This window comes from Onishia taeanensis, assembly GCF_013349955.1.
Lineage (GTDB): Bacteria > Pseudomonadota > Gammaproteobacteria > Pseudomonadales > Halomonadaceae > Onishia > Onishia taeanensis_B.
Window position 1 is genome coordinate 86,563 of the sequence record NZ_JABVXC010000012.1, and the last position, 18,406, is coordinate 104,968.

General features: G+C 60.9%; 27 protein-coding genes. 3 read left to right on the forward strand and 24 right to left on the reverse strand.

Features of this window, described 5'->3' with window-relative positions; translation table 11 throughout:
* The first annotated feature begins 53 nt into the window (after positions 1-53).
* Positions 54-569, forward strand: coding sequence for a 3-hydroxyacyl-[acyl-carrier-protein] dehydratase FabA (gene fabA, locus HUS66_RS13735; RefSeq protein ID WP_092527144.1), 516 nt, complete (start codon positions 54-56; stop codon positions 567-569).
* A 13-nt stretch (positions 570-582) separates the two neighbouring features.
* On the forward strand, positions 583-1,800 hold the full coding sequence (fabB, locus tag HUS66_RS13740; RefSeq protein WP_175071532.1) for a beta-ketoacyl-ACP synthase I: 1,218 nt from the start codon (positions 583-585) through the stop codon (positions 1,798-1,800).
* A 139-nt stretch (positions 1,801-1,939) separates the two neighbouring features.
* Here fabB and HUS66_RS13745 read toward each other — a convergent pair whose 3' ends face one another.
* From HUS66_RS13745 to HUS66_RS13760, 4 genes are read right to left on the reverse strand one after another with little or no spacing between them, the layout of a single operon-like run.
* On the reverse strand, positions 1,940-2,695 hold the full coding sequence (locus HUS66_RS13745) for a lysophospholipid acyltransferase family protein (RefSeq protein ID WP_175071533.1): 756 nt from the start codon (positions 2,693-2,695) through the stop codon (positions 1,940-1,942).
* Positions 2,692-3,588 (reverse strand): sugar nucleotide-binding protein, encoded by an 897-nt coding sequence (locus HUS66_RS13750; protein ID WP_175071535.1) that lies wholly within the window; start codon positions 3,586-3,588, stop codon positions 2,692-2,694. The genes HUS66_RS13745 and HUS66_RS13750 overlap by 4 nt, the downstream gene beginning before the upstream one ends.
* A 49-nt stretch (positions 3,589-3,637) precedes the next feature.
* On the reverse strand, positions 3,638-4,288 hold the full coding sequence (gene ssb / locus HUS66_RS13755; protein WP_175071537.1) for a single-stranded DNA-binding protein: 651 nt from the start codon (positions 4,286-4,288) through the stop codon (positions 3,638-3,640).
* A gap of 55 nt (positions 4,289-4,343) precedes the next feature.
* Entirely contained in the window at positions 4,344-5,720 is a 1,377-nt protein-coding gene (locus HUS66_RS13760) for an MFS transporter (protein WP_175071539.1), read from the reverse strand.
* A gap of 173 nt (positions 5,721-5,893) precedes the next feature.
* On the opposite strand from HUS66_RS13760, the gene uvrA reads away from it, so the two are divergent.
* Entirely contained in the window at positions 5,894-8,743 is a 2,850-nt protein-coding gene (gene uvrA / locus HUS66_RS13765) for an excinuclease ABC subunit UvrA (protein WP_175071541.1), read from the forward strand.
* A 181-nt stretch (positions 8,744-8,924) separates the two neighbouring features.
* On the opposite strand, the gene rplQ is transcribed toward uvrA, so the two are convergent.
* The 20 genes from rplQ to rplP form a co-directional block, all read right to left on the reverse strand.
* Positions 8,925-9,308, reverse strand: coding sequence for a 50S ribosomal protein L17 (rplQ, locus tag HUS66_RS13770; RefSeq protein ID WP_112056026.1), 384 nt, complete (start codon positions 9,306-9,308; stop codon positions 8,925-8,927).
* A 39-nt stretch (positions 9,309-9,347) separates the two neighbouring features.
* A complete protein-coding gene (locus HUS66_RS13775) occupies positions 9,348-10,346 on the reverse strand; it encodes a DNA-directed RNA polymerase subunit alpha (RefSeq protein ID WP_175071544.1) in 999 nt (332 codons plus the stop codon).
* A 78-nt stretch (positions 10,347-10,424) separates the two neighbouring features.
* Entirely contained in the window at positions 10,425-11,045 is a 621-nt protein-coding gene (rpsD, locus tag HUS66_RS13780; RefSeq protein ID WP_175071546.1) for a 30S ribosomal protein S4, read from the reverse strand.
* 12 nt (positions 11,046-11,057) lie between these two features.
* On the reverse strand, positions 11,058-11,444 hold the full coding sequence (gene rpsK / locus HUS66_RS13785; protein ID WP_011505752.1) for a 30S ribosomal protein S11: 387 nt from the start codon (positions 11,442-11,444) through the stop codon (positions 11,058-11,060).
* Positions 11,445-11,483: 39 nt separating this feature from the next.
* Entirely contained in the window at positions 11,484-11,840 is a 357-nt protein-coding gene (gene rpsM, locus HUS66_RS13790) for a 30S ribosomal protein S13 (RefSeq protein ID WP_092527180.1), read from the reverse strand.
* 123 nt (positions 11,841-11,963) lie between these two features.
* A complete protein-coding gene (rpmJ, locus tag HUS66_RS13795) occupies positions 11,964-12,077 on the reverse strand; it encodes a 50S ribosomal protein L36 (protein ID WP_031384759.1) in 114 nt (37 codons plus the stop codon).
* Between the two features lie 28 nt (positions 12,078-12,105).
* Positions 12,106-13,434, reverse strand: coding sequence for a preprotein translocase subunit SecY (gene secY, locus HUS66_RS13800; protein ID WP_175071548.1), 1,329 nt, complete (start codon positions 13,432-13,434; stop codon positions 12,106-12,108).
* Positions 13,435-13,869, reverse strand: coding sequence for a 50S ribosomal protein L15 (gene rplO / locus HUS66_RS13805; protein WP_092527184.1), 435 nt, complete (start codon positions 13,867-13,869; stop codon positions 13,435-13,437). It abuts the gene before it with no gap.
* 3 nt (positions 13,870-13,872) lie between these two features.
* On the reverse strand, positions 13,873-14,055 hold the full coding sequence (rpmD, locus tag HUS66_RS13810; RefSeq protein ID WP_092527186.1) for a 50S ribosomal protein L30: 183 nt from the start codon (positions 14,053-14,055) through the stop codon (positions 13,873-13,875).
* Positions 14,056-14,061: 6 nt separating this feature from the next.
* Positions 14,062-14,562, reverse strand: coding sequence for a 30S ribosomal protein S5 (gene rpsE, locus HUS66_RS13815; protein ID WP_092527189.1), 501 nt, complete (start codon positions 14,560-14,562; stop codon positions 14,062-14,064).
* Positions 14,563-14,573: 11 nt separating this feature from the next.
* On the reverse strand, positions 14,574-14,924 hold the full coding sequence (gene rplR / locus HUS66_RS13820; protein ID WP_092527192.1) for a 50S ribosomal protein L18: 351 nt from the start codon (positions 14,922-14,924) through the stop codon (positions 14,574-14,576).
* A 9-nt stretch (positions 14,925-14,933) separates the two neighbouring features.
* Complete coding sequence (rplF, locus tag HUS66_RS13825) at positions 14,934-15,464, reverse strand: 50S ribosomal protein L6 (RefSeq protein ID WP_175071549.1); 531 nt, start codon at positions 15,462-15,464, stop codon at positions 14,934-14,936.
* Positions 15,465-15,473: 9 nt separating this feature from the next.
* Positions 15,474-15,866 carry a 30S ribosomal protein S8 gene (gene rpsH / locus HUS66_RS13830; RefSeq protein ID WP_092527198.1) on the reverse strand — a complete coding sequence of 131 codons (393 nt, stop codon included), beginning with the start codon at positions 15,864-15,866 and terminating at the stop codon, positions 15,474-15,476.
* 31 nt (positions 15,867-15,897) lie between these two features.
* Positions 15,898-16,203: a 30S ribosomal protein S14 gene (gene rpsN, locus HUS66_RS13835; protein ID WP_175071551.1), complete on the reverse strand. Its 306-nt coding sequence runs from the start codon at positions 16,201-16,203 to the stop codon at positions 15,898-15,900.
* A 10-nt stretch (positions 16,204-16,213) separates the two neighbouring features.
* Positions 16,214-16,753 carry a 50S ribosomal protein L5 gene (rplE, locus tag HUS66_RS13840; protein WP_175071553.1) on the reverse strand — a complete coding sequence of 180 codons (540 nt, stop codon included), beginning with the start codon at positions 16,751-16,753 and terminating at the stop codon, positions 16,214-16,216.
* Positions 16,754-16,771: 18 nt separating this feature from the next.
* Positions 16,772-17,089, reverse strand: a complete 318-nt coding sequence (rplX, locus tag HUS66_RS13845; protein ID WP_092527208.1) for a 50S ribosomal protein L24 — start codon at positions 17,087-17,089, stop codon at positions 16,772-16,774.
* A 14-nt stretch (positions 17,090-17,103) separates the two neighbouring features.
* Positions 17,104-17,475, reverse strand: coding sequence for a 50S ribosomal protein L14 (gene rplN / locus HUS66_RS13850; protein WP_092527211.1), 372 nt, complete (start codon positions 17,473-17,475; stop codon positions 17,104-17,106).
* A gap of 49 nt (positions 17,476-17,524) precedes the next feature.
* A complete protein-coding gene (rpsQ, locus tag HUS66_RS13855; protein ID WP_092527214.1) occupies positions 17,525-17,785 on the reverse strand; it encodes a 30S ribosomal protein S17 in 261 nt (86 codons plus the stop codon).
* A gap of 1 nt (position 17,786) precedes the next feature.
* Positions 17,787-17,978: a 50S ribosomal protein L29 gene (rpmC, locus tag HUS66_RS13860; RefSeq protein ID WP_092527216.1), complete on the reverse strand. Its 192-nt coding sequence runs from the start codon at positions 17,976-17,978 to the stop codon at positions 17,787-17,789.
* Entirely contained in the window at positions 17,978-18,391 is a 414-nt protein-coding gene (gene rplP, locus HUS66_RS13865) for a 50S ribosomal protein L16 (RefSeq protein WP_092527219.1), read from the reverse strand. Before rplP ends, rpmC begins: the two co-directional genes overlap by 1 nt.
* Positions 18,392-18,406: the final 15 nt, after the last annotated feature.

Genomic DNA, 18,406 nt, shown 5'->3' on the forward strand with positions numbered 1-18,406 from the left:
CGCAGTCCAGCCGGTCTCCGGCCCACCCTAATGTCGACTCTCGGAATGATTCTGTGACCAAGCAACACTCCTTTAGCCACGAAGAGCTGCTGGCATGCAGCCAAGGTGAACTGTTCGGCCCGGGCAATGCCCAGCTGCCGGCGCCCAACATGCTGATGCTCGACCGCGTCACCCATATCCATGAGGAAGGCGGTGAATACGGCAAAGGCGAGCTGATTGCGGAACTCGATATCCACCCGGACCTGTGGTTCTTCGACTGCCATTTTCCAGGCGACCCGGTCATGCCCGGCTGCCTGGGTCTGGATGCCATGTGGCAGCTGGTCGGTTTCTACCTGGGCTGGCTTGGCCATCCAGGACGCGGCCGTGCGCTGGGCTGTGGCGAGGTCAAATTCTCGGGCCAGATCCTACCGGAAGCGAAGAAGGTCAAATACCATATCAACGTCAAGCGCATCATTACTCGGCGCCTGATACTTGGCATCGCCGATGGCACCGTGTCCGTCGACGGCCGCGACATCTACCAGGCCAATGACCTGCGGGTCGGTCTGTTCACCTCCACCGCGAATTTCTGATCAGGAGGCTCCCATGCGACGAGTGGTAGTCACCGGCCTGGGCATCGTGTCTTGCCTCGGCAACGACCGTCACCAGGTCCTCGATGCGCTCAAGGCAGGGCGCTCTGGCATCCGTTTCAAGGACGACTACGCTGAACGCGGCTTCCGCAGCCAGGTGGCGGGCGTCGTGGATATCGACCTCGACACGCTGGTCGACCGCAAGCTGCGCCGCTTCATGGGGGATGCCGCTGCCTATGCCTATGTGAGCATGGCTCAGGCCATCGAAGACTCGGGCCTCACACCGGAACAGGTATCGAACGAACGTACCGGCCTGATCGCCGGCTCCGGCGGCGCGTCCAGCGCCAACCAGGTCGAAGCCGCCGACGTCATGCGCGAGAAAGGCCTACGCCGCGTGGGGCCTTATCGTGTCACCCGCACCATGGGTAGCACCGTCTCGGCCTGTTTGGCGACCCCGTTCAAGATCAAGGGCGTCAACTACTCGATCTCCTCGGCCTGCGCGACCTCGGCTCACTGCATCGGCAGCGCCGTCGAGCAGATCCAGCTGGGCAAGCAGGACGTGGTATTTGCCGGCGGCGGTGAAGAAGAGCACTGGACCCTGTCCTGCCTGTTCGACGCCATGGGCGCCCTGTCGACCCACTATAACGAGACGCCGGACCAGGCATCGCGCCCCTATGACCAGTCTCGCGACGGCTTCGTGATCGCCGGCGGCGGCGGCATGCTGGTGCTCGAAGATCTGGAACACGCCCAGGCTCGCGGCGCCAAGATCTATGCCGAAGTGGTCGGCTATGGCGCCACCTCCGACGGCTATGACATGGTGGCACCCTCCGGTGAAGGTGCCGCCCGCTGCATGCGTCAGGCCATGTCCACGGTCAAGGGCGACATCGACTACGTCAACACACACGGCACCTCCACCCCCGTGGGTGATGTTGCCGAGCTGAAGGCGATTCGCGAGGTGTTCGGGGACCGGACGCCGGCGATGAGCTCGACCAAGTCGCTGACCGGCCACTCGCTGGGCGCCACCGGTGTGCAGGAAGCGATCTACTCGCTGATGATGATGGAGCACCGCTTCATCGCGGCCTCGGCCAATATCGAGCAACTGGACGATCAGGCCGAAGGCTTCGACATCGTCACCCAACGTCGCGATGACGCCGAGGTGACGCGCGTGCTGTCCAACAGCTTCGGCTTTGGCGGCACCAATGCCTGCCTGGTGCTGGAGAAGTTCAGCGGCTAACGCTCAGGCTAGCATCCCGCTAACGCAAAGAAGGCGACCCAAGGGTCGCCTTCTTTGTTTATCGCATCCGTGTGCGTCGCGCCAGCTTGATCGACGGCTAACCTGGCGGCTCGCCAAAGATGGCCGAATGCTTCGAGCGTCAGCTATTCACGGTCTCTTTGGCCGGTTTGCTTGCGGGCCTCGGCACCTCGGATATCTCCGCCAGACGCCCCTCGATCCAGGCTTCGACGTCTACCAGCACTTCTTCTGCCGTGCGGCCTTCGGTCTCGATCGGTGGGCCAATCTCCAGCGTCAGGCATCCCGGATTCTTCACCCAGTGTCGCCCCGGCCAGCGTTCACCCGCATTATGCGCCACCGGCAGCACCGGCACGCCGGCGCGGCAGGCAATCACCGTCCCGCTCTTGTTATAGCGCCGGCGCTCGCCCGGTGGCACCCGAGTCCCCTCCGGGAAGATCAGCACCGATAGCCCCTCATCGAGACGCTCCTTGCCCTGGATTAGCACCTGCTTCATGGCCCGAGCCGGCTTGGAGCGATCCAGCGCAATCGGCTTGAGCAGCCTCAGACCCCAGCCGAAGATCGGGAAGTTCAGTAACTCCTGCTTGAGCACCGTACACACCGGCGGCTTGATCAATTGAAGGTAGATCGTCTCCCACTCGCACTGGTGGTTCGAGAGAATCACGCAGGCTCCCTCGGGCACATTCTCGTGCCCGCGGAAGTCATAGCGCACGCCACAGGTGATGCGAAACCAGGCGACAACCACATGATTGTAGAGATTCAACAGCCGATAGCGCGAGCGTAACGGCAGCAGCGGCGCCAAGGGCAACAGAAAAACGCCGCTGAGAATCATGGCCAGGAAGTAACCGGCGTAGAAGAGCAGACTGCGCAGGGTATTCATGCACTGCCCCCGCGATGATCAAGAGATTGGTCGGCAGGACGATAGGCCTGGCACCAGGTATCGAGCATACGCCCGACTTCCAAGCGCCAGGGCTTCTGGTGCACGCCGAACACCTGCAGTACGCGACGACAGTTAAGCACCCGACGCAGGGGTTGGCCGTGATGGTGATCAAGTGCCTTGAGCTCGCCAAGCAACAGCGGCTGGCCGAGGCCTTCGAGGCGCGTAACCAGTTGAGTGCGCACCATCGAGGCGAAGGCAAAAGCGCTGACCGGTTCGGTGCCGGCCAGATGATAGACCCCCCAACTTTCTGCACCGCAGTGAATCTGCTGTAGCATGCCGATCAAGGCCATGGCCGCCGCATCCGCCGACGTCGGGCAGAAGATCACGTCCTGAGCCGCACTCAGTTCATCGCCGCTAACCAGCCGATCGAGCATGCTGCCAAGCCAAGCGCCGCTCCCTTCCAGGGCGAACAGTGGCCCCAGGCGCACGATCAGGTGGCGGGGATGACGCTCGCGAATCTGCTGGCCGACGGCCATCAATTGGCGCAACCCCTCGTCACGCGGCTCGGGTCTGACGTGCTCGTCGATGGGGCCCTCGAAGCCGTCTTCATAGAGCTGATCCGATACCGCCCACACCAGTGGCACACCGAGATCCCGGCAGCTCGTAAGGCAGCGTTCTACCGCCTCGGCATGGGCCGTGACGGCTGCCGGCTCGATATCCATGGGCTGCACCAGCGGCGGAACCAGCACCGCATCGGGTGAAATCTCGGCGAGCCGGCCGACCTCGAGGTCCATCCCGGCCTCGATCACCAGCTCGGTATCGGTACGACGATTGGCCTCACGGGCCAGTGCCAGGCTCAGACAGTGCCCGGCATCCAGTATCAACAGCTTCACGAAGGCTCCTTCATGGGCACCGATTCAGCGCAGGTAAAGGCGGGGCGCCTCAGAACGGAATCTCATCATCGAAGTCGTCGAAGCTGCCCGGATTCGGTGCGCCGAAGTTGTTACCCTGCTGAGGCTGCTGGGGCGGTTGCTGCGGCGGGCGCTGGGGCTGTCCGCCCTGCTGCGGGCCGCCTTGCTGACCGAAGTTGTTACCCTGAGGCGGCTGCTGGGGTGCATTGCCGTAGTTACCTGCCCCTCCACTCTGAGCGGCATTACCCTGCGGCATGCCGCCCTGGTTCATGCCGCCCTGGTTCATTCCCCCCGCATAGTTGCCACCCTGAGGATCGTTCTGCGGGTAGCCGCCCTGACCGCCGCTACGCGAGTCGAGCATCTGCATATCGTTGCAGACGATCTCGGTGGAATAGCGATCCTGACCGTCTTGGCCCTGCCACTTGCGAGTCTGCAGGCGGCCCTCGACATAAATACGCGAGCCTTTCTTGACGTACTGCTGAGCGATCTCGGCGAGCTTGTTGAACAGCACGACGGTATGCCATTCGGTGCGTTCCTGACGCTGCCCGCTCTGGCGATCGGTCCAGCTGTCGGTGGTGGCGATGCGCAGGTTGGCAACCGGGTTGCCGGACGGCAGGAAACGCACGTCCGGGTCTTGGCCCAGATTGCCGATCAGAATGACCTTGTTTACACCACGGGCCATGTTCTACTCCTTGATTGCGGGCGGCCGTCTGGCCGCTCGAATGAATGATGACCGCCTAGCGGTCCTGAGCCCCGGCCACTCGCGCCAGGGCCTCGCTGTCTAGTTGCTGGCGATCGACCTTGAGGTAGGCAAGACGCTCTTCAGGGACCACCAGCACATCTTCGACGCCTGCCACTTCGGCGAAGCGTTGCATCAGGGTTTCCAGGGCATCCTCGTGAGTGCGCTCATCAAGCGCCACCACTTCGCTTGAAAGGTGACGTGGCGTGGGCATGCCATACACCACCCCCAGCCAAAGCACCCCTACCAGCGTAGCACCGAAGAATACCGCGTCCTGGCCCCACTGCTGGCTCAGGGCACCGCCCAGCACACCGCCGAGAAAGGCCCCGAGGAACTGACTGGTGGAATAGACCCCCATGGCCGTGCCCTTGGTACCCGCCGGTGCCAGCTTGCTGATCATGGAAGGCAGGGTTGCCTCCAGCAGATTGAAGGCGGTGAAAAAGATCATTAGCAATGCGGCCAGGCTCCACCAGCCGGTATTCATCGCCCCCATGCCCGCAAGGCTCAGTGTCAGCCCGGCCACCGCCAGCACCATCATGCTCTTCATGCGCCGGCGCTTCTCGGCAATGATCACCAGCGGCACCATGGCCACGAAGGCAAGCCCCATGATGCCGAGATAGATCCAGCCATGCTGCTCGGCGGGCACCCCCAGCGCGGCGAGGCGAACCGGCACCGCGACGAAAATCATCATCAGCAGCAGGTGCAGAGAGAAAATCGAGATATCCAGGCGCAGCAAGTCGCCGCGCTTCAGCATCGACTTGAGCTGGCCACTATCGAGCCCGACGTCCCGGTGGCGCAGACGGCGTGGCGCCGGAGGCACCAGCTTCCACAGCACCAGAATGCCCACCAGCGCCAGGGCGGCAGTGAACCAGAACACCCCGCTGAGGCCATAGTGGGCGGCCAGCAAGGGGCCAAGCACCATGGCCACCGCGAAGGCCACGCCGATCGACAAGCCGATGGTGGCCATGGCCGCGGTGCGCACCTGCTCACGGGTCTGATCGGCGAGCAGCGCCATGATGGCGGCGGCCACCGCCCCGCAGCCCTGCAGGCCGCGGCCGATGATGATGTCCAGGATGCTGTCCGCCTGGGCCGCGACGGCGCTGCCGAGGAAGAACAGCAACAGGCCAGCGGTGATCACCGGCTTGCGGCCGATGCGATCCGACAGTTGTCCGAAGGGGATCTGCAGCACGGCCTGAGAGAGCCCGTAGATACCCAATGCCACGCCGACCAGGAAAGGAGTGGCGCCGGCCAGGTCTCCGGCATGCAGAGCGAGCACCGGCAGCACCATGAACAGGCCCAGCATTCGCGAAGCATAGAGCCCCGCCAGGCCACCGATGGCACGCCGCTCGGGGGCGGTCAGCAAACGAGAAACCATGGAAAATAGAGATCCCAAACGCATGAAAGGGGCGCAAAGCACGCCTTAGTTGACCCCGTATTCTACCGGCTTGGCCATGCCCAGGGAAAGGCAGTGCAGCGTAAAGCTGCCCGGCTTTGGCGCCGCACTCGCCAAGCCCGTATACTTGAGCTTTTGTGCTGCACGAGGTGGCAATGGACAAGATCCTGGTCAGGGGTGCCCGCACCCACAACCTCAAGCAAATCGACGTCGAGCTGCCCCGCGACAAGCTGATCGTCGTTACTGGCCTGTCCGGTTCGGGCAAGTCATCACTGGCCTTCGATACCCTCTATGCCGAGGGTCAGCGGCGCTATGTGGAGTCACTGTCCACCTACGCCCGCCAGTTCCTGTCGATGATGGAAAAGCCTGACGTCGACCACATCGAGGGGCTGTCACCGGCGATCTCCATCGAACAGAAATCCACCTCGCATAACCCACGCTCGACCGTCGGCACCATCACCGAGATCTACGACTACCTGCGCCTGCTGTTCGCCCGCGCCGGCACGCCGCGCTGTCCAGAACATGGAGAAGACCTGGAAGCCCAGACCATTTCCCAGATGGTCGATCAGGTGCTTGGCCTGCCTGACGGCAGCAAGCTGATGCTGCTGGCACCTGTCATCAAGGGCCGCAAGGGTGAACACCTGCAACTGCTCAGCGAGCTGCGTGCTCAGGGCTTCGTGCGGGCGATGATCGACGGCCAGGTGCTCGAGCTAGACGACCTGGCACCGCTGGAAAAGAACAAGAAGCACGATATCAGCGTGGTGGTGGACCGGGTGAAGGTTCGCGAAGGCCTGACCCAGCGCCTCGCAGAGTCCTTCGAGACCGCACTGGGGCTTGCTGACGGCGTAGCGATCGTTCACTTCATGGACGGCGAGCATGAGGATATCAACTTCTCGGCGCGCTTCGCCTGCCCGGTGTGTGGTTACTCGATCGCCGAGCTAGAGCCGCGCATGTTCTCCTTCAACAATCCCGCCGGCGCCTGCTCTACCTGTGATGGCCTCGGCGTCCAGCAGGTCTTCGATCCGGACAAGTTGATCAGCCATCCGGAACTGTCGTTGGCCGAAGGCGTGATCAAGGGCTGGGACAGGCGCAGCGTCTACTACTTCAGCCAGCTACAGGCCGTGGCCGCGCACTACCGTTTCGCCCTAGAGACCCCCTGGCAGGAACTGGCCCGACACGAGCGGGACATCATCCTCCATGGCAGCGGTCACGACGACGTTTCCTTCAGCTACGTCAACGATCGTGGCCGCCAGGTGACGCGCGAGCATCCCTTCGAGGGTGTGCTGCCCAATATGCAGCGCCGCTACCGGGAAACCGAATCGAGCATGGTCCGCGAGGAGCTGTCGCGCTACATTGCCGTCCAGCCCTGCCCCAGCTGCCACGGCTCGCGGCTGCGCAAGGAATCCCGCCACGTCTACATCGACGACCAGACCCTGCCACAGCTGGTGGGACTGCCGATCGGCGAGGCGATGAACTACTTCGAGTCGCTCGCCCTGCCGGGGCGCAAGGGCGAGATCGCGGTCAAGATCATCCACGAGATCCATGCGCGACTGGAGTTTCTGGTCAACGTCGGGCTGGACTACCTGAACCTGGAACGCAGCGCCGAGACTCTCTCCGGCGGCGAAGCCCAGCGCATTCGCCTGGCCAGTCAGATCGGTGCGGGCCTGGTCGGAGTGATGTACATCCTCGACGAGCCCTCGATCGGCCTGCATCAGCGCGACAACGACCGCCTGCTCAAGACCCTCGAGCGGCTGCGAGACCTGGGCAACACCGTGATAGTGGTCGAGCATGACGAAGATGCGATCCTCGCCGCCGACCATGTGCTGGATATCGGCCCCGGCGCCGGCGTCCATGGTGGCGAGATCGTCGCCCAGGGCACCCCACAGCAGATCAAGGACACGCCCGGCTCGCTGACCGGTCAGTATCTGTCCGGCACGCGACGTATCGAGGTGCCGCCCTGGCGCATCCCCGGCAACCCCGAGAAACAGCTCAGGCTCACCGGGGCCTCAGGCAATAACCTGCGCGACGTTACCCTGACGCTGCCGCTCGGTGTGTTGACCTGCGTCACCGGAGTGTCCGGCTCGGGCAAGTCGACGCTGATCAATGGCACCCTGATGCCGATCGCCGCCCGGGAGCTCAACAAGGCCACCACCCTGACCCCGGCGGCTCACACCGGCATCGAGGGCCTCGACCAGCTCGATAAGGTCATCGACATCGACCAGAGCCCGATCGGCCGCACCCCACGCTCCAACCCAGCCACCTATACCGGCATCTTCACGCCCATCCGCGAATTGTTCTCCGGCACCCAGGAGGCGCGTTCTCGGGGCTACAAGCCGGGACGTTTCAGCTTCAACGTCAAGGGTGGGCGCTGCGAGGCCTGTCAGGGCGAGGGCATGATCAAGGTGGAAATGCACTTCCTGCCAGACATCTACGTGCCCTGCGACGTCTGCAAGGGCAAGCGCTATAACCGCGAGACGCTGGAGATCCAGTACAAGGGCAAGAGCATCCACGAGGTGCTCGACATGACCGTCGAGGACGCGCTGGAATTCTTCAGCCCGGTACCTGCCATCGCCCGGCGCCTGCAAACGCTACTGGACGTGGGCCTGTCCTATATTCGCCTGGGCCAGAGCGCGACGACGCTTTCCGGCGGCGAAGCCCAGCGCATCAAGCTGGCACGCGAACTCGCCAAGCGCGACACCGGCAAGACGCTGTACATCCTCGACGAACCCACCACCGGCCTGCACTTCGAGGACATCCGCCAATTGCTGACGGTGCTGCACCGGCTGCGCGACCATGGCAACACCATCGTGGTCATCGAGCATAACCTCGATGTGATCAAGACCGCCGACTGGTTGATCGATCTCGGCCCCGAAGGTGGCTCAGGCGGCGGGCAGATCATCGCCGAAGGCACGCCTGAGCAGGTCGCGGCCAACGCCACCTCGCACACCGGCCACTTCCTCAAACCGTTGCTTGAGCGGCAAGCCACGAGCGCGGCGGAGGCCTAAGCCGGGCTCGTAGCTCGTAGCTCGTAGCTCGTAGCTCGTAGCTCGTAGCTCGTAGCTCGTAGCTCGTCTTCCAGCTTCCAGGCGCGAAGCGCCGCTCTTCCAGCTTCAAGCGCATAAAAAAACCGACTCCCGGAGGAGTCGGTTTTCTGTGTCGGATGACCGGTGCGAGGCAGCGCGAGGATCAATCCTCGGCGGCTTCCTCGACGACCGGACGATCGACCAGTTCGACGTAGGCCATGGGGGCGTTGTCGCCGGTGCGGAAACCGCACTTGAGGATACGGACGTAACCGCCCGGACGCTCGACGTAACGCGGACCCAGCTCATTGAAGAGCTTGCCGACCGCTTCTTTGGAGCGGGTGCGGCTGAAGGCCAGACGACGGTTGGCGACACTGTCCTGCTTGGACAAGGTGATCAGCGGCTCGACGTGACGACGCAGCTCCTTGGCCTTGGGCAGGGTTGTCTTGATCACTTCATGCTCGACCAGAGACACGCACATGTTCTTGAACATGGCCTGACGGTGCGAGCTGTTGCGATTTAATTGGCGACCACTCTTACGATGACGCATGGTTGTAATTCCTTACCAAACTGGGACTCGAGGCGACGCTCACGCGGATGCCTTGTCGTCCTTCAGGCTTGCCGGCGGCCAGTTTTCCAGCCGCATGCCAAGGGACAGACCGCGCGTAGCCAACACATCCTTGATTTCGTTCAAGGACTTCTTGCCGAGATTCGGGGTCTTCAACAGCTCCACCTCGGTGCGCTGAATCAGATCGCCGATGTAATAGATATTCTCGGCCTTGAGGCAGTTGGCACTGCGTACGGTCAACTCGAGATCGTCTACGGGGCGCAGCAGGATGGGATCGATCTGATCCTCTTCCTCCACCACTTCCTGTTCCTTGTCGGCTTCCAGGTCGACGAACGCAGCCAGCTGCTCTTGCAGGATGGTTGCGCTGCGACGGATCGCCTCTTCCGGATCCAGGGTGCCGTCGGTTTCCAGGTCGATGATCAGCTTGTCGAGGTCGGTACGTTGCTCGACACGCGCGGCATCCACGGAATAGGAAACACGACGCACAGGGCTGTAGGTCGCATCCAACTGCAGGCGACCGATGGCCCGGGACTCGTCCTCGGCACCATCGCGGGTATCCGCCGGCTCGTAGCCACGACCGCGGGCCACCTTTAGCTGCATTTTCAGCTCGGCGCCTTCGTTGACGTGTGCGATCACATGGTCGGGATTGACGATCTCGACATCATGGTCGACGGCAATATCGCCGGCCGTGACGAGGCAAGGACCCTGCTTGTTCAGCGTGAGCGTTGCTTCGTCGCGGCTGTGCATTTTGATTGCCACGTCTTTGAGGTTCAGGAGCATCTCGATGACGTCTTCCTGGACCCCTTCGATCGCACTGTACTCGTGATCGACTCCTGCGATTTCGACTTCCACCACGGCGCAGCCGGGCATGGAAGACAGCAGAATACGACGCAGAGCATTCCCCAGGGTGTGACCGAAACCGCGCTCGAACGGCTCGAGCACGATCTTCGCGTGGTGCGCGCTGATCTCTTCGACCTTGATATCGCGAGGACGGAGAAACTCTGTCACTGAACGCTGCATATGAACACCTTTCAGGCTGCCAAACGGATACTCGGTACTCGACCGGGCCACCTCGGTGACCCGGCGCCGCTAAGCGGATTACTTCGAGTACAGCTCGACGATCAGGTTTTCGTTGATGTCGGCAGACAGGTCGCCGCGTTCAGGCAGAGCCTTGAAAGTGCCTTCCATCTTCTTGGAGTCGACGTCGACCCAGGACACATCACCACGGTTAGCGGCGATGGACAGCGCATTCTGGATGCGCGCCTGGTTCTTGGCCTTCTCGCGAATGCTGACCACGTCACCCGGCTTGACCTTGTAGGACGCCACGTTGACGGTGCGGCCATTCACGGCGAGGGCCTTGTGACTGACCAGCTGACGCGCTTCAGAGCGAGTCGAGCCGAAGCCCATACGGTAGACGACGTTGTCCAGTCGGGTTTCGAGAAGCTGCAGCAACACTTCACCGGTCGCGCCCTTAACACGGGCCGCTTCCTTGTAGTAGTTGCGGAACTGCTTCTCGAGTACGCCATACATGCGACGTACTTTCTGCTTCTCACGAAGCTGCAAGCCGTAGTCGGAAAGACGCTGACGGCGCTGGCCGTGTACACCCGGAATCTGCTCGGATTTACACTTCTTCTCGAAGGGAGTCACACCACTCTTCAGAAAGAGGTCGGTGCCTTCACGACGAGACAGTTTACACTTCGGTCCAATATAACGAGCCATGAGTCTGTCTCCTTAAACGCGGCGTTTCTTCGGCGGACGGCAGCCGTTGTGGGGAACGGGCGTCGCGTCGGTGATGCTTTGCACGCGGAAACCGGCGGCATTGAGTGCACGCACGGCGGACTCACGACCAGGTCCAGGACCTTTGACCAGCACGTCGACGTTTTTCACACCATACTCGGCTGCAGCAGTCGCTGCACGTTCACTTGCCACTTGAGCAGCGAACGGGGTGCTCTTGCGAGAACCACGAAAACCCGAACCACCGGCTGTCGCCCATGACAGAGCGTTGCCCTGGCGGTCTGTGATCGTCACGATAGTGTTGTTAAAAGAGGCGTGGATATGCGCAACGGCATCCACCACCTGCTTTTTAACCTTTTTGCGATTACTACGCGGGTTAGCCATGTTGATGTTTCTTCCTGTCTTAACGCCAGAACATGCGTATTATTTGCGAATCGGCTTACGCGGGCCCTTGCGGGTACGCGCATTGGTCTTGGTACGCTGACCACGCAGCGGAAGACCACGACGATGACGCAGACCACGATAGCAACCCAGATCCATGAGACGCTTGATATTAAGCGTCGTATCACGGCGAAGGTCGCCTTCTACGGTGTACTTGCCGACCTCGGTACGCAGGCTGTCGACTTCATCAGAAGACAGTTCCTGAACCTTGGCGGTCGGCGCGATACCGGCAGCTGCACAGATATCCACTGCGCGAGTACGGCCGATCCCGAAGATATAGGTCAGCGAGATCGCCGCATGCTTGTTGTCCGGGATATTGACGCCTGCAATACGGGCCATCAGCTTACTCCGAAATTTGAGCGGCTTGCTCGTTTAATCATCTACAAAAGGCGCAACAGCATACCCCTTTACCCAGCGAAGGGCAAGGGGCATGCCGGCACCCGGTTGAGTACAGCCGCCAGGTTAACCCTGGCGCTGCTTGTGCCGAGGCTCCGTGCAGATGACGCGGACGGCGCCATTGCGACGGATAATCTTGCAGTTACGGCACATCTTCTTCACGGAAGCTCGAACTTTCATCGTTCTCTCCAAATCGCGTGCGGCGCGCTTAGCGCATGCCGCCGCTACCGTAGCCTTTCAGGTTGGACTTCTTCATCACCGAGTCGTACTGGCTCGACATCAAGTGCGACTGTACCTGCGACATGAAATCCATGATGACAACCACCACGATCAGCAACGACGTCCCGCCAAAGAAGAAGGGAACGTTCCAGGCCACGATCAGGAATTGGGGCATCAAGGATACGGCGGTGATGTACAGGGCACCAAACAAAGTCAGACGCGTCATGACCTTGTCGACATAGCGAGCGGTCTGCTCACCAGGACGAATGCCCGGCAGGAAGGCCCCTGACTTCTTGAGGTTGTCAGCGACATCCTTGGGGTTGAAGACCAGCGCTGTGTAAAAGAAGCAGAAGAATACCACCGCGAGCGCGAAAAGCAAGATGTACAGCGGTTGACCCGGCCCGAGAGCCAAGGACGCCTGTTGCAACCAGTCCAACCCCTCACCGGAGCTGACCCACTGTCCGAGCGATGCAGGGAACAGCAGAATGCTGGACGCAAAGATCGCCGGGATGACCCCTGCCATGTTGACCTTGAGCGGCAGGTAGCTGCTCTGGCCCGCATACATCTTGTTGCCCACCTGGCGGCGCGGATAGTTCACCGTAATGCGGCGTTGGCCACGCTCGATGAACACCACGAAAGCCACCGTGGCGATGCCGAGGATCGTCAGTGCCAGCAAGGGCAGCACGTTCCAGGCACCGTCGTTGCGAGCCAGCTCGAAAGACTGGCCCACCGCGCCCGGCAGACCCGCGACGATCCCCGAGAAGATCAGCAGCGAAATACCGTTGCCGATGCCCTTCTCGGTGATCTGCTCACCCAGCCACATCATGAACACCGCGCCAGCCACGAAGGTAACCACGGCGGTGAAATAGAAGCTGAAGTCAGCGGTGTAGGCAATCCCTTGTCCTGCCAGACCGACGGACATACCGACAGCCTGGACGAAGGCCAGGATCACCGTACCGTAGCGGGTATATTGGCTGATCTTGCGGCGGCCGGCCTCGCCTTCCTTCTTCAACTGTTCCAGTTGAGGCGAGACCGCCGACAGGAGCTGCATGATAATCGACGCCGAGATATAGGGCATGATGCCCAGGGCGAAGATACTCATACGCTCCAGCGCACCGCCCGAGAACATGTTGAACATGCCAAGGATGGTGCCCTGCTGCTCCCTGAACAAGGCAGCAAGCTGGTCAGGATTGATACCGGGTACGGGAATGTGAGCACCGATTCGGTACACCACAATGGCGAGGAGCACAAAGCGCAAACGCGCCCAGAGTTCACTCAGACCGCTGCCCATCGCCGGCATGTTTCCTGACTTAGCCATTTAGTCCTCTACCTTGCCGCCAGCGGCTTCGATCGCGGCCCGGGCACCCTTGGTGACCTTGAGACCGCGGACGGTAACCGCTTTGTTCAGTTCGCCAGAGAGGAGCACCTTCGCGTAACGCGTGGCGTCCTTGAGCACGTTGGCTTTCTTCAGCGCTTCCAGGTCGACGACATCGCCGTCTACCTTGGCAAGCTCGGCCAGACGAACTTCTTCGCTGACCAGAGACTTCGCTGACGTGAAACCAAACTTCGGCAGACGACGCTGCAGCGGCATCTGACCGCCTTCGAAGCCGGGCTTCACGGAGCCGCCGGTACGTGACTTCTGGCCTTTATGACCACGGCCACCGGTCTTGCCCAGACCGGAGCCGATGCCACGACCGACACGCTTTTCAGCGTGCTTGGAACCCGGTGCCGGGCTCAGGCTATTGAGTTTCATGGATTACTCTCCCTCTACACGCACAAGGTAATTCACCTTGTGGATCATGCCGCGCACGGCAGGGGTGTCTTCCAGCTCGACCGTATGACCGATGCGGCGCAGGCCAAGACCATTGATGGTGGCCTTGTGCTTGCCCAACACGCCGATGGTGCTGCGGATCTGGGTAACCTTGATCGTTGCTGCCATGGTGTCTTACCCCGTGATCGCTTCGACAGACAGGCCACGCTTGGCGGCGATGTCTTCCGGAGACTGCATAGCGGCGAGACCGTTAATGGTCGCACGCACCACGTTCACCGGATTGGTGGAACCGTAGCACTTGGCCAGGACGTCGTGGACGCCAGCCAGTTCGAGCACGGAGCGCATAGCGCCGCCAGCGATGATCCCGGTACCTTCAGAGGCCGGCTGCATGTACACCTTGGAGGCACCGTGACGGGCCTTGATCGGGTACTGCAGCGTGTGACCGCTGAGGCTCACCTTGATCATGTTGCGACGCGCCTGGTCCATGGCCTTCTGGATCGCGACCGGCACTTCACGTGCCTTGCCGCGGCCAAAACCGACACGACCACTGCCATCGCCGACGACAGTCAGAGCGGTGAAACCGAAGATACGGCCACCCTTGACCACCTTGGCGACACGGTTGACCTGCACCAACTTCTCTTGCAGATCGCCGCTGTTCTGTTCGTTCTTCGCCATCGTAAAACCCTTTAGAATTCCAGGCCGCCTTCACGAGCGGCGTCGGCCAGGGCCTTGACTCGACCGTGGTACCGGAAACCGGCACGATCGAAGGCAACCTGAGTGATGCCTGCTTCCTTAGCGCGTTCAGCAATCAGCGCGCCCACCTTGGCGGCGGCGTCTGCGTTACCGGTCGCACCCTCACGAAGCGCCTTGTCCAGCGTGGAAGCGCTGGCCAGGACCTTGCCACCATCCGGCGAGATGATCTGCGCGTAGATGTGGCGTGGGGTACGGTTGACGCTCAGGCGATACACGCCCAGCTCGCGGATCTTGGCGCGAGCGCGGCGGGCACGACGGAGACGAGATTCTTTCTTCGCGTTCATAACCCTGCCTTACTTCTTCTTGGCTTCTTTACGACGGATCTGCTCGTCGCCGTACCGGATACCCTTGCCCTTATAGGGCTCAGGCGGACGGAAGGCGCGGATTTCCGCGGCGACCTGGCCGAGACGCTGCTTATCGGCGCTTTTCAGCACGATGGTGGTGTTCTTGGGCGTTTCCGCCACAACACCTTCCGGCAGCGTGTATTCGACCGGGTGTGAGAAGCCCAGTGTCAGGTTGAGCGTCTTGCCACTTGCCTGGGCACGATAGCCGACGCCATTGATCTCGAGGGACTTGGTGAAGCCCTCGGTGACACCGGAAACCATGTTCTGGACCAGTGCACGGGTGGTTCCAGCCATCGCCCAGCTCTTGGCAGACTCGGTCGGAGCGAAGGTCAGTTGACCTTCTTCCTGACCGATCACGACCTGGTCGTGAACGGTCATCGCGAGTTCGCCCTGACCGCCCTTGACGGTCAGTTGATTGCCGTCGAGTTTGATCTCGACGCCGCTCGGCAATTTAACCGGATATTTGGCTACGCGGGACATTCCAAACTCCTAGAATACGGTGCAGAGGACTTCACCACCAACACCAGCATGACGGGCCGCACGATCGGTCATCACGCCATTCGAGGTGGAAACGATCGCGATGCCCAGGCCGTCGGCAACCTTCGGCAGCTCGGCCTTGCCCTTGTACGAGCGCAGCGACGGCTTTGACACCCGCTGGATATGCTCGATGACGGCTTTGCCCTCGAAGTACTTGAGGGTAACGGCCAATTCAGGCTTGGTGCCTTCAGCGACGCTGTAGTCGTTGATAAAGCCTTCTTCTTTCAGTACGCGGGCCACCTCGACCTTCAGCTTCGAAGACGGCATGGTAACCGTCTCCTTGGTGGCCATCTGCGCATTACGGATACGAGTAAACATATCCGCCAGCGTATCTTGCATGCTCATTACGTTGCGCTCCTGATAATTCTGCGTGGCGTTACCAGCTGGACTTCTTCAGTCCAGGGACATCGCCACGCATGGCGGCTTCACGCAGCTTGTTACGGCCCAAGCCAAACTTGTTGTAGTAGCCGTGCGGACGACCAGTGATGCGGCAGCGGTTACGCTTACGCACCGGGCTGGAGTCGCGCGGCAACTGCTGCAGCTTGAGCTGCGCGTCGAAGCGCTCTTCGTCAGAAGCGTTCACGTCATAGATGATGGCCTTGAGCTCTGCGCGCTTGGCAGCATACTTAGCTACCAGCTGTGCACGCTTTTGCTCGCGCCCTACCATGCTTTTCTTTGCCATGATCCCACCCTTATTTCTTGAACGGGAAGTTCAGCGCACGCAGCAGCGCACGGCCTTCTTCATCGGTGTTGGCAGTCGTGGTGATAGTGACATCCAGACCACGGATCCGGTCGATCTTATCATATTCGATCTCCGGGAAGATGATCTGCTCACGCACCCCCATCGAATAGTTGCCACGGCCGTCGAAGGACTTCGGGTTGAGACCACGGAAGTCACGAACGCGGGGGATCGCGATGTTCACCAGGCGATCCAGGAAGTCCCACATGCGCTCGGCGCGCAGTGTGACTTTGATCCCGATCGGCCAACCTTCACGCACTTTGAAGCCCGCGATGGACTTGCGTGCCTTGGTCACCATCGGCTTCTGACCGGAGAGTTTCTCCAGGTCGCCGATGGCATTGTCGATCAGCTTCTTGTCGCTGGTCGCTTCGCCGATGCCCATGTTCAGGGTCACTTTCGTGATCCTGGGCACCTGCATCACGTTGGCGTAGCTAAACTGCTCTTTGAGTTGAGCTGCCACCTCGTTTTGATAACGTTCTTTCAAGTTCGCCATTTTGCTACCCGACTCACGTTAGGCGTCGATCTGCGTCTGCGTCGACTTGTAGATACGTACCTTGGTACCGTCTTCTTTCACCTGGAAGCCGACTCGATCCGCTTTGCCGGTCTCCTGATTGAAGATGGCCACGTTGGACGCGTGAATCGGAGCTTCGCGCTCGACGATACCGCCTTGATTGCCTGCCATGGGATTGGGCTTGGTGTGACGCTTGATCATGTTCACACCTGCCACCACGTAGCGATCGTCCTGGAGGACGCGCTTGATGGTGCCACGCTTGCCCTTATCCTTGCCGGCAATGACGATCACTTCATCGTCACGTTTGATTTTTTGCATATCCGCCTCGCTCCTTACAGCACTTCAGGCGCCAAGGAAATGATCTTCATGAACTTTTCGGTACGGAGTTCACGAGTGACCGGCCCAAAAATACGGGTACCGATCGGCTGCTCGTTGGTGTTGTTCAACAGAACCGCCGCATTTCCATCGAAGCGGATCAGCGAACCGTCGTTACGACGGACGCCACTACGAGTGCGAACCACGACCGCCTTCATGACTTGGCCTTTCTTGACCTTGCCACGCGGAATGGCTTCTTTAACTGTTACTTTGATGATATCGCCTACGCGAGCATAGCGACGGTGAGAACCGCCCAGCACCTTGATGCACTGCACCCGGCGCGCCCCGCTGTTGTCGGCGACATCCAGCATTGACTGCGTCTGAATCATCGGTTTTCTCCAAACCTAATCTGACTGCACTGGTTTCGAGCGCGGGGCGTTAACCCTTGGCCTGCTCGACCACTTCGACCAGCGTCCAGGCTTTCTTTTTGGACAGGGGACGCGATTCCTCGATGGAAACCGTGTCACCGGCCTTCGCCTGGTTCTGCGCGTCATGGGCGTGCAGCTTGGTGGAGCGCTTCACGTATTTGCCGTAGATCGGATGGCGCTCACGGCGCTCGATCATCACGACGATAGATTTGTCCATCTTGTCACTCACCACTTTACCGGTGAGCGTCCGGACTTTCTTTTCTTCGGACATCTCAGTCACCTGCCTTCTCGTTGAGCACAGTCTTCACGCGGGCGATATCCCGACGAACCTGCTTGAGCAGATGGGTCTGGCTCAGCTGGCCAGTGGCCTTCTGCATGCGCAGGTTGAACTGCTCGCGGAGGAGTTCGAAGAGCTGCGCCTGCAGGTCTTCTACTGACTTTTCACGAATTTCCTGGGCTTTCATCACATCACCGTCCGTTTCACAAAGGTGGTGGAGACCGGAAACTTCTGAGCGGCCAGGCCGAAGGCCTCACGAGCCAGCTCTTCAGAAACGCCTTCAATCTCGTAGAGGACACGGCCGGGCTGGATCTGTGCGACCCAGTACTCGACGGAGCCCTTGCCCTTACCCATACGGACTTCAAGGGGCTTCTTGGAGATCGGCTTGTCCGGGAAGACCCGGATCCAGATCTTACCGCCACGCTTTACGTGACGAGTGATGGCACGACGCCCAGCTTCGATCTGACGCGCGGTAACGCGGCCACGACCGGTAGCCTTCAGGCCATATTCGCCGAAACTAATCTTGCTTCCGCGATGTGCAAGGCCGCGGTTGCGACCCTTCTGCACTTTGCGGAACTTCAAACGCTTAGGTTGTAACATCGATCCGCTCTCCCC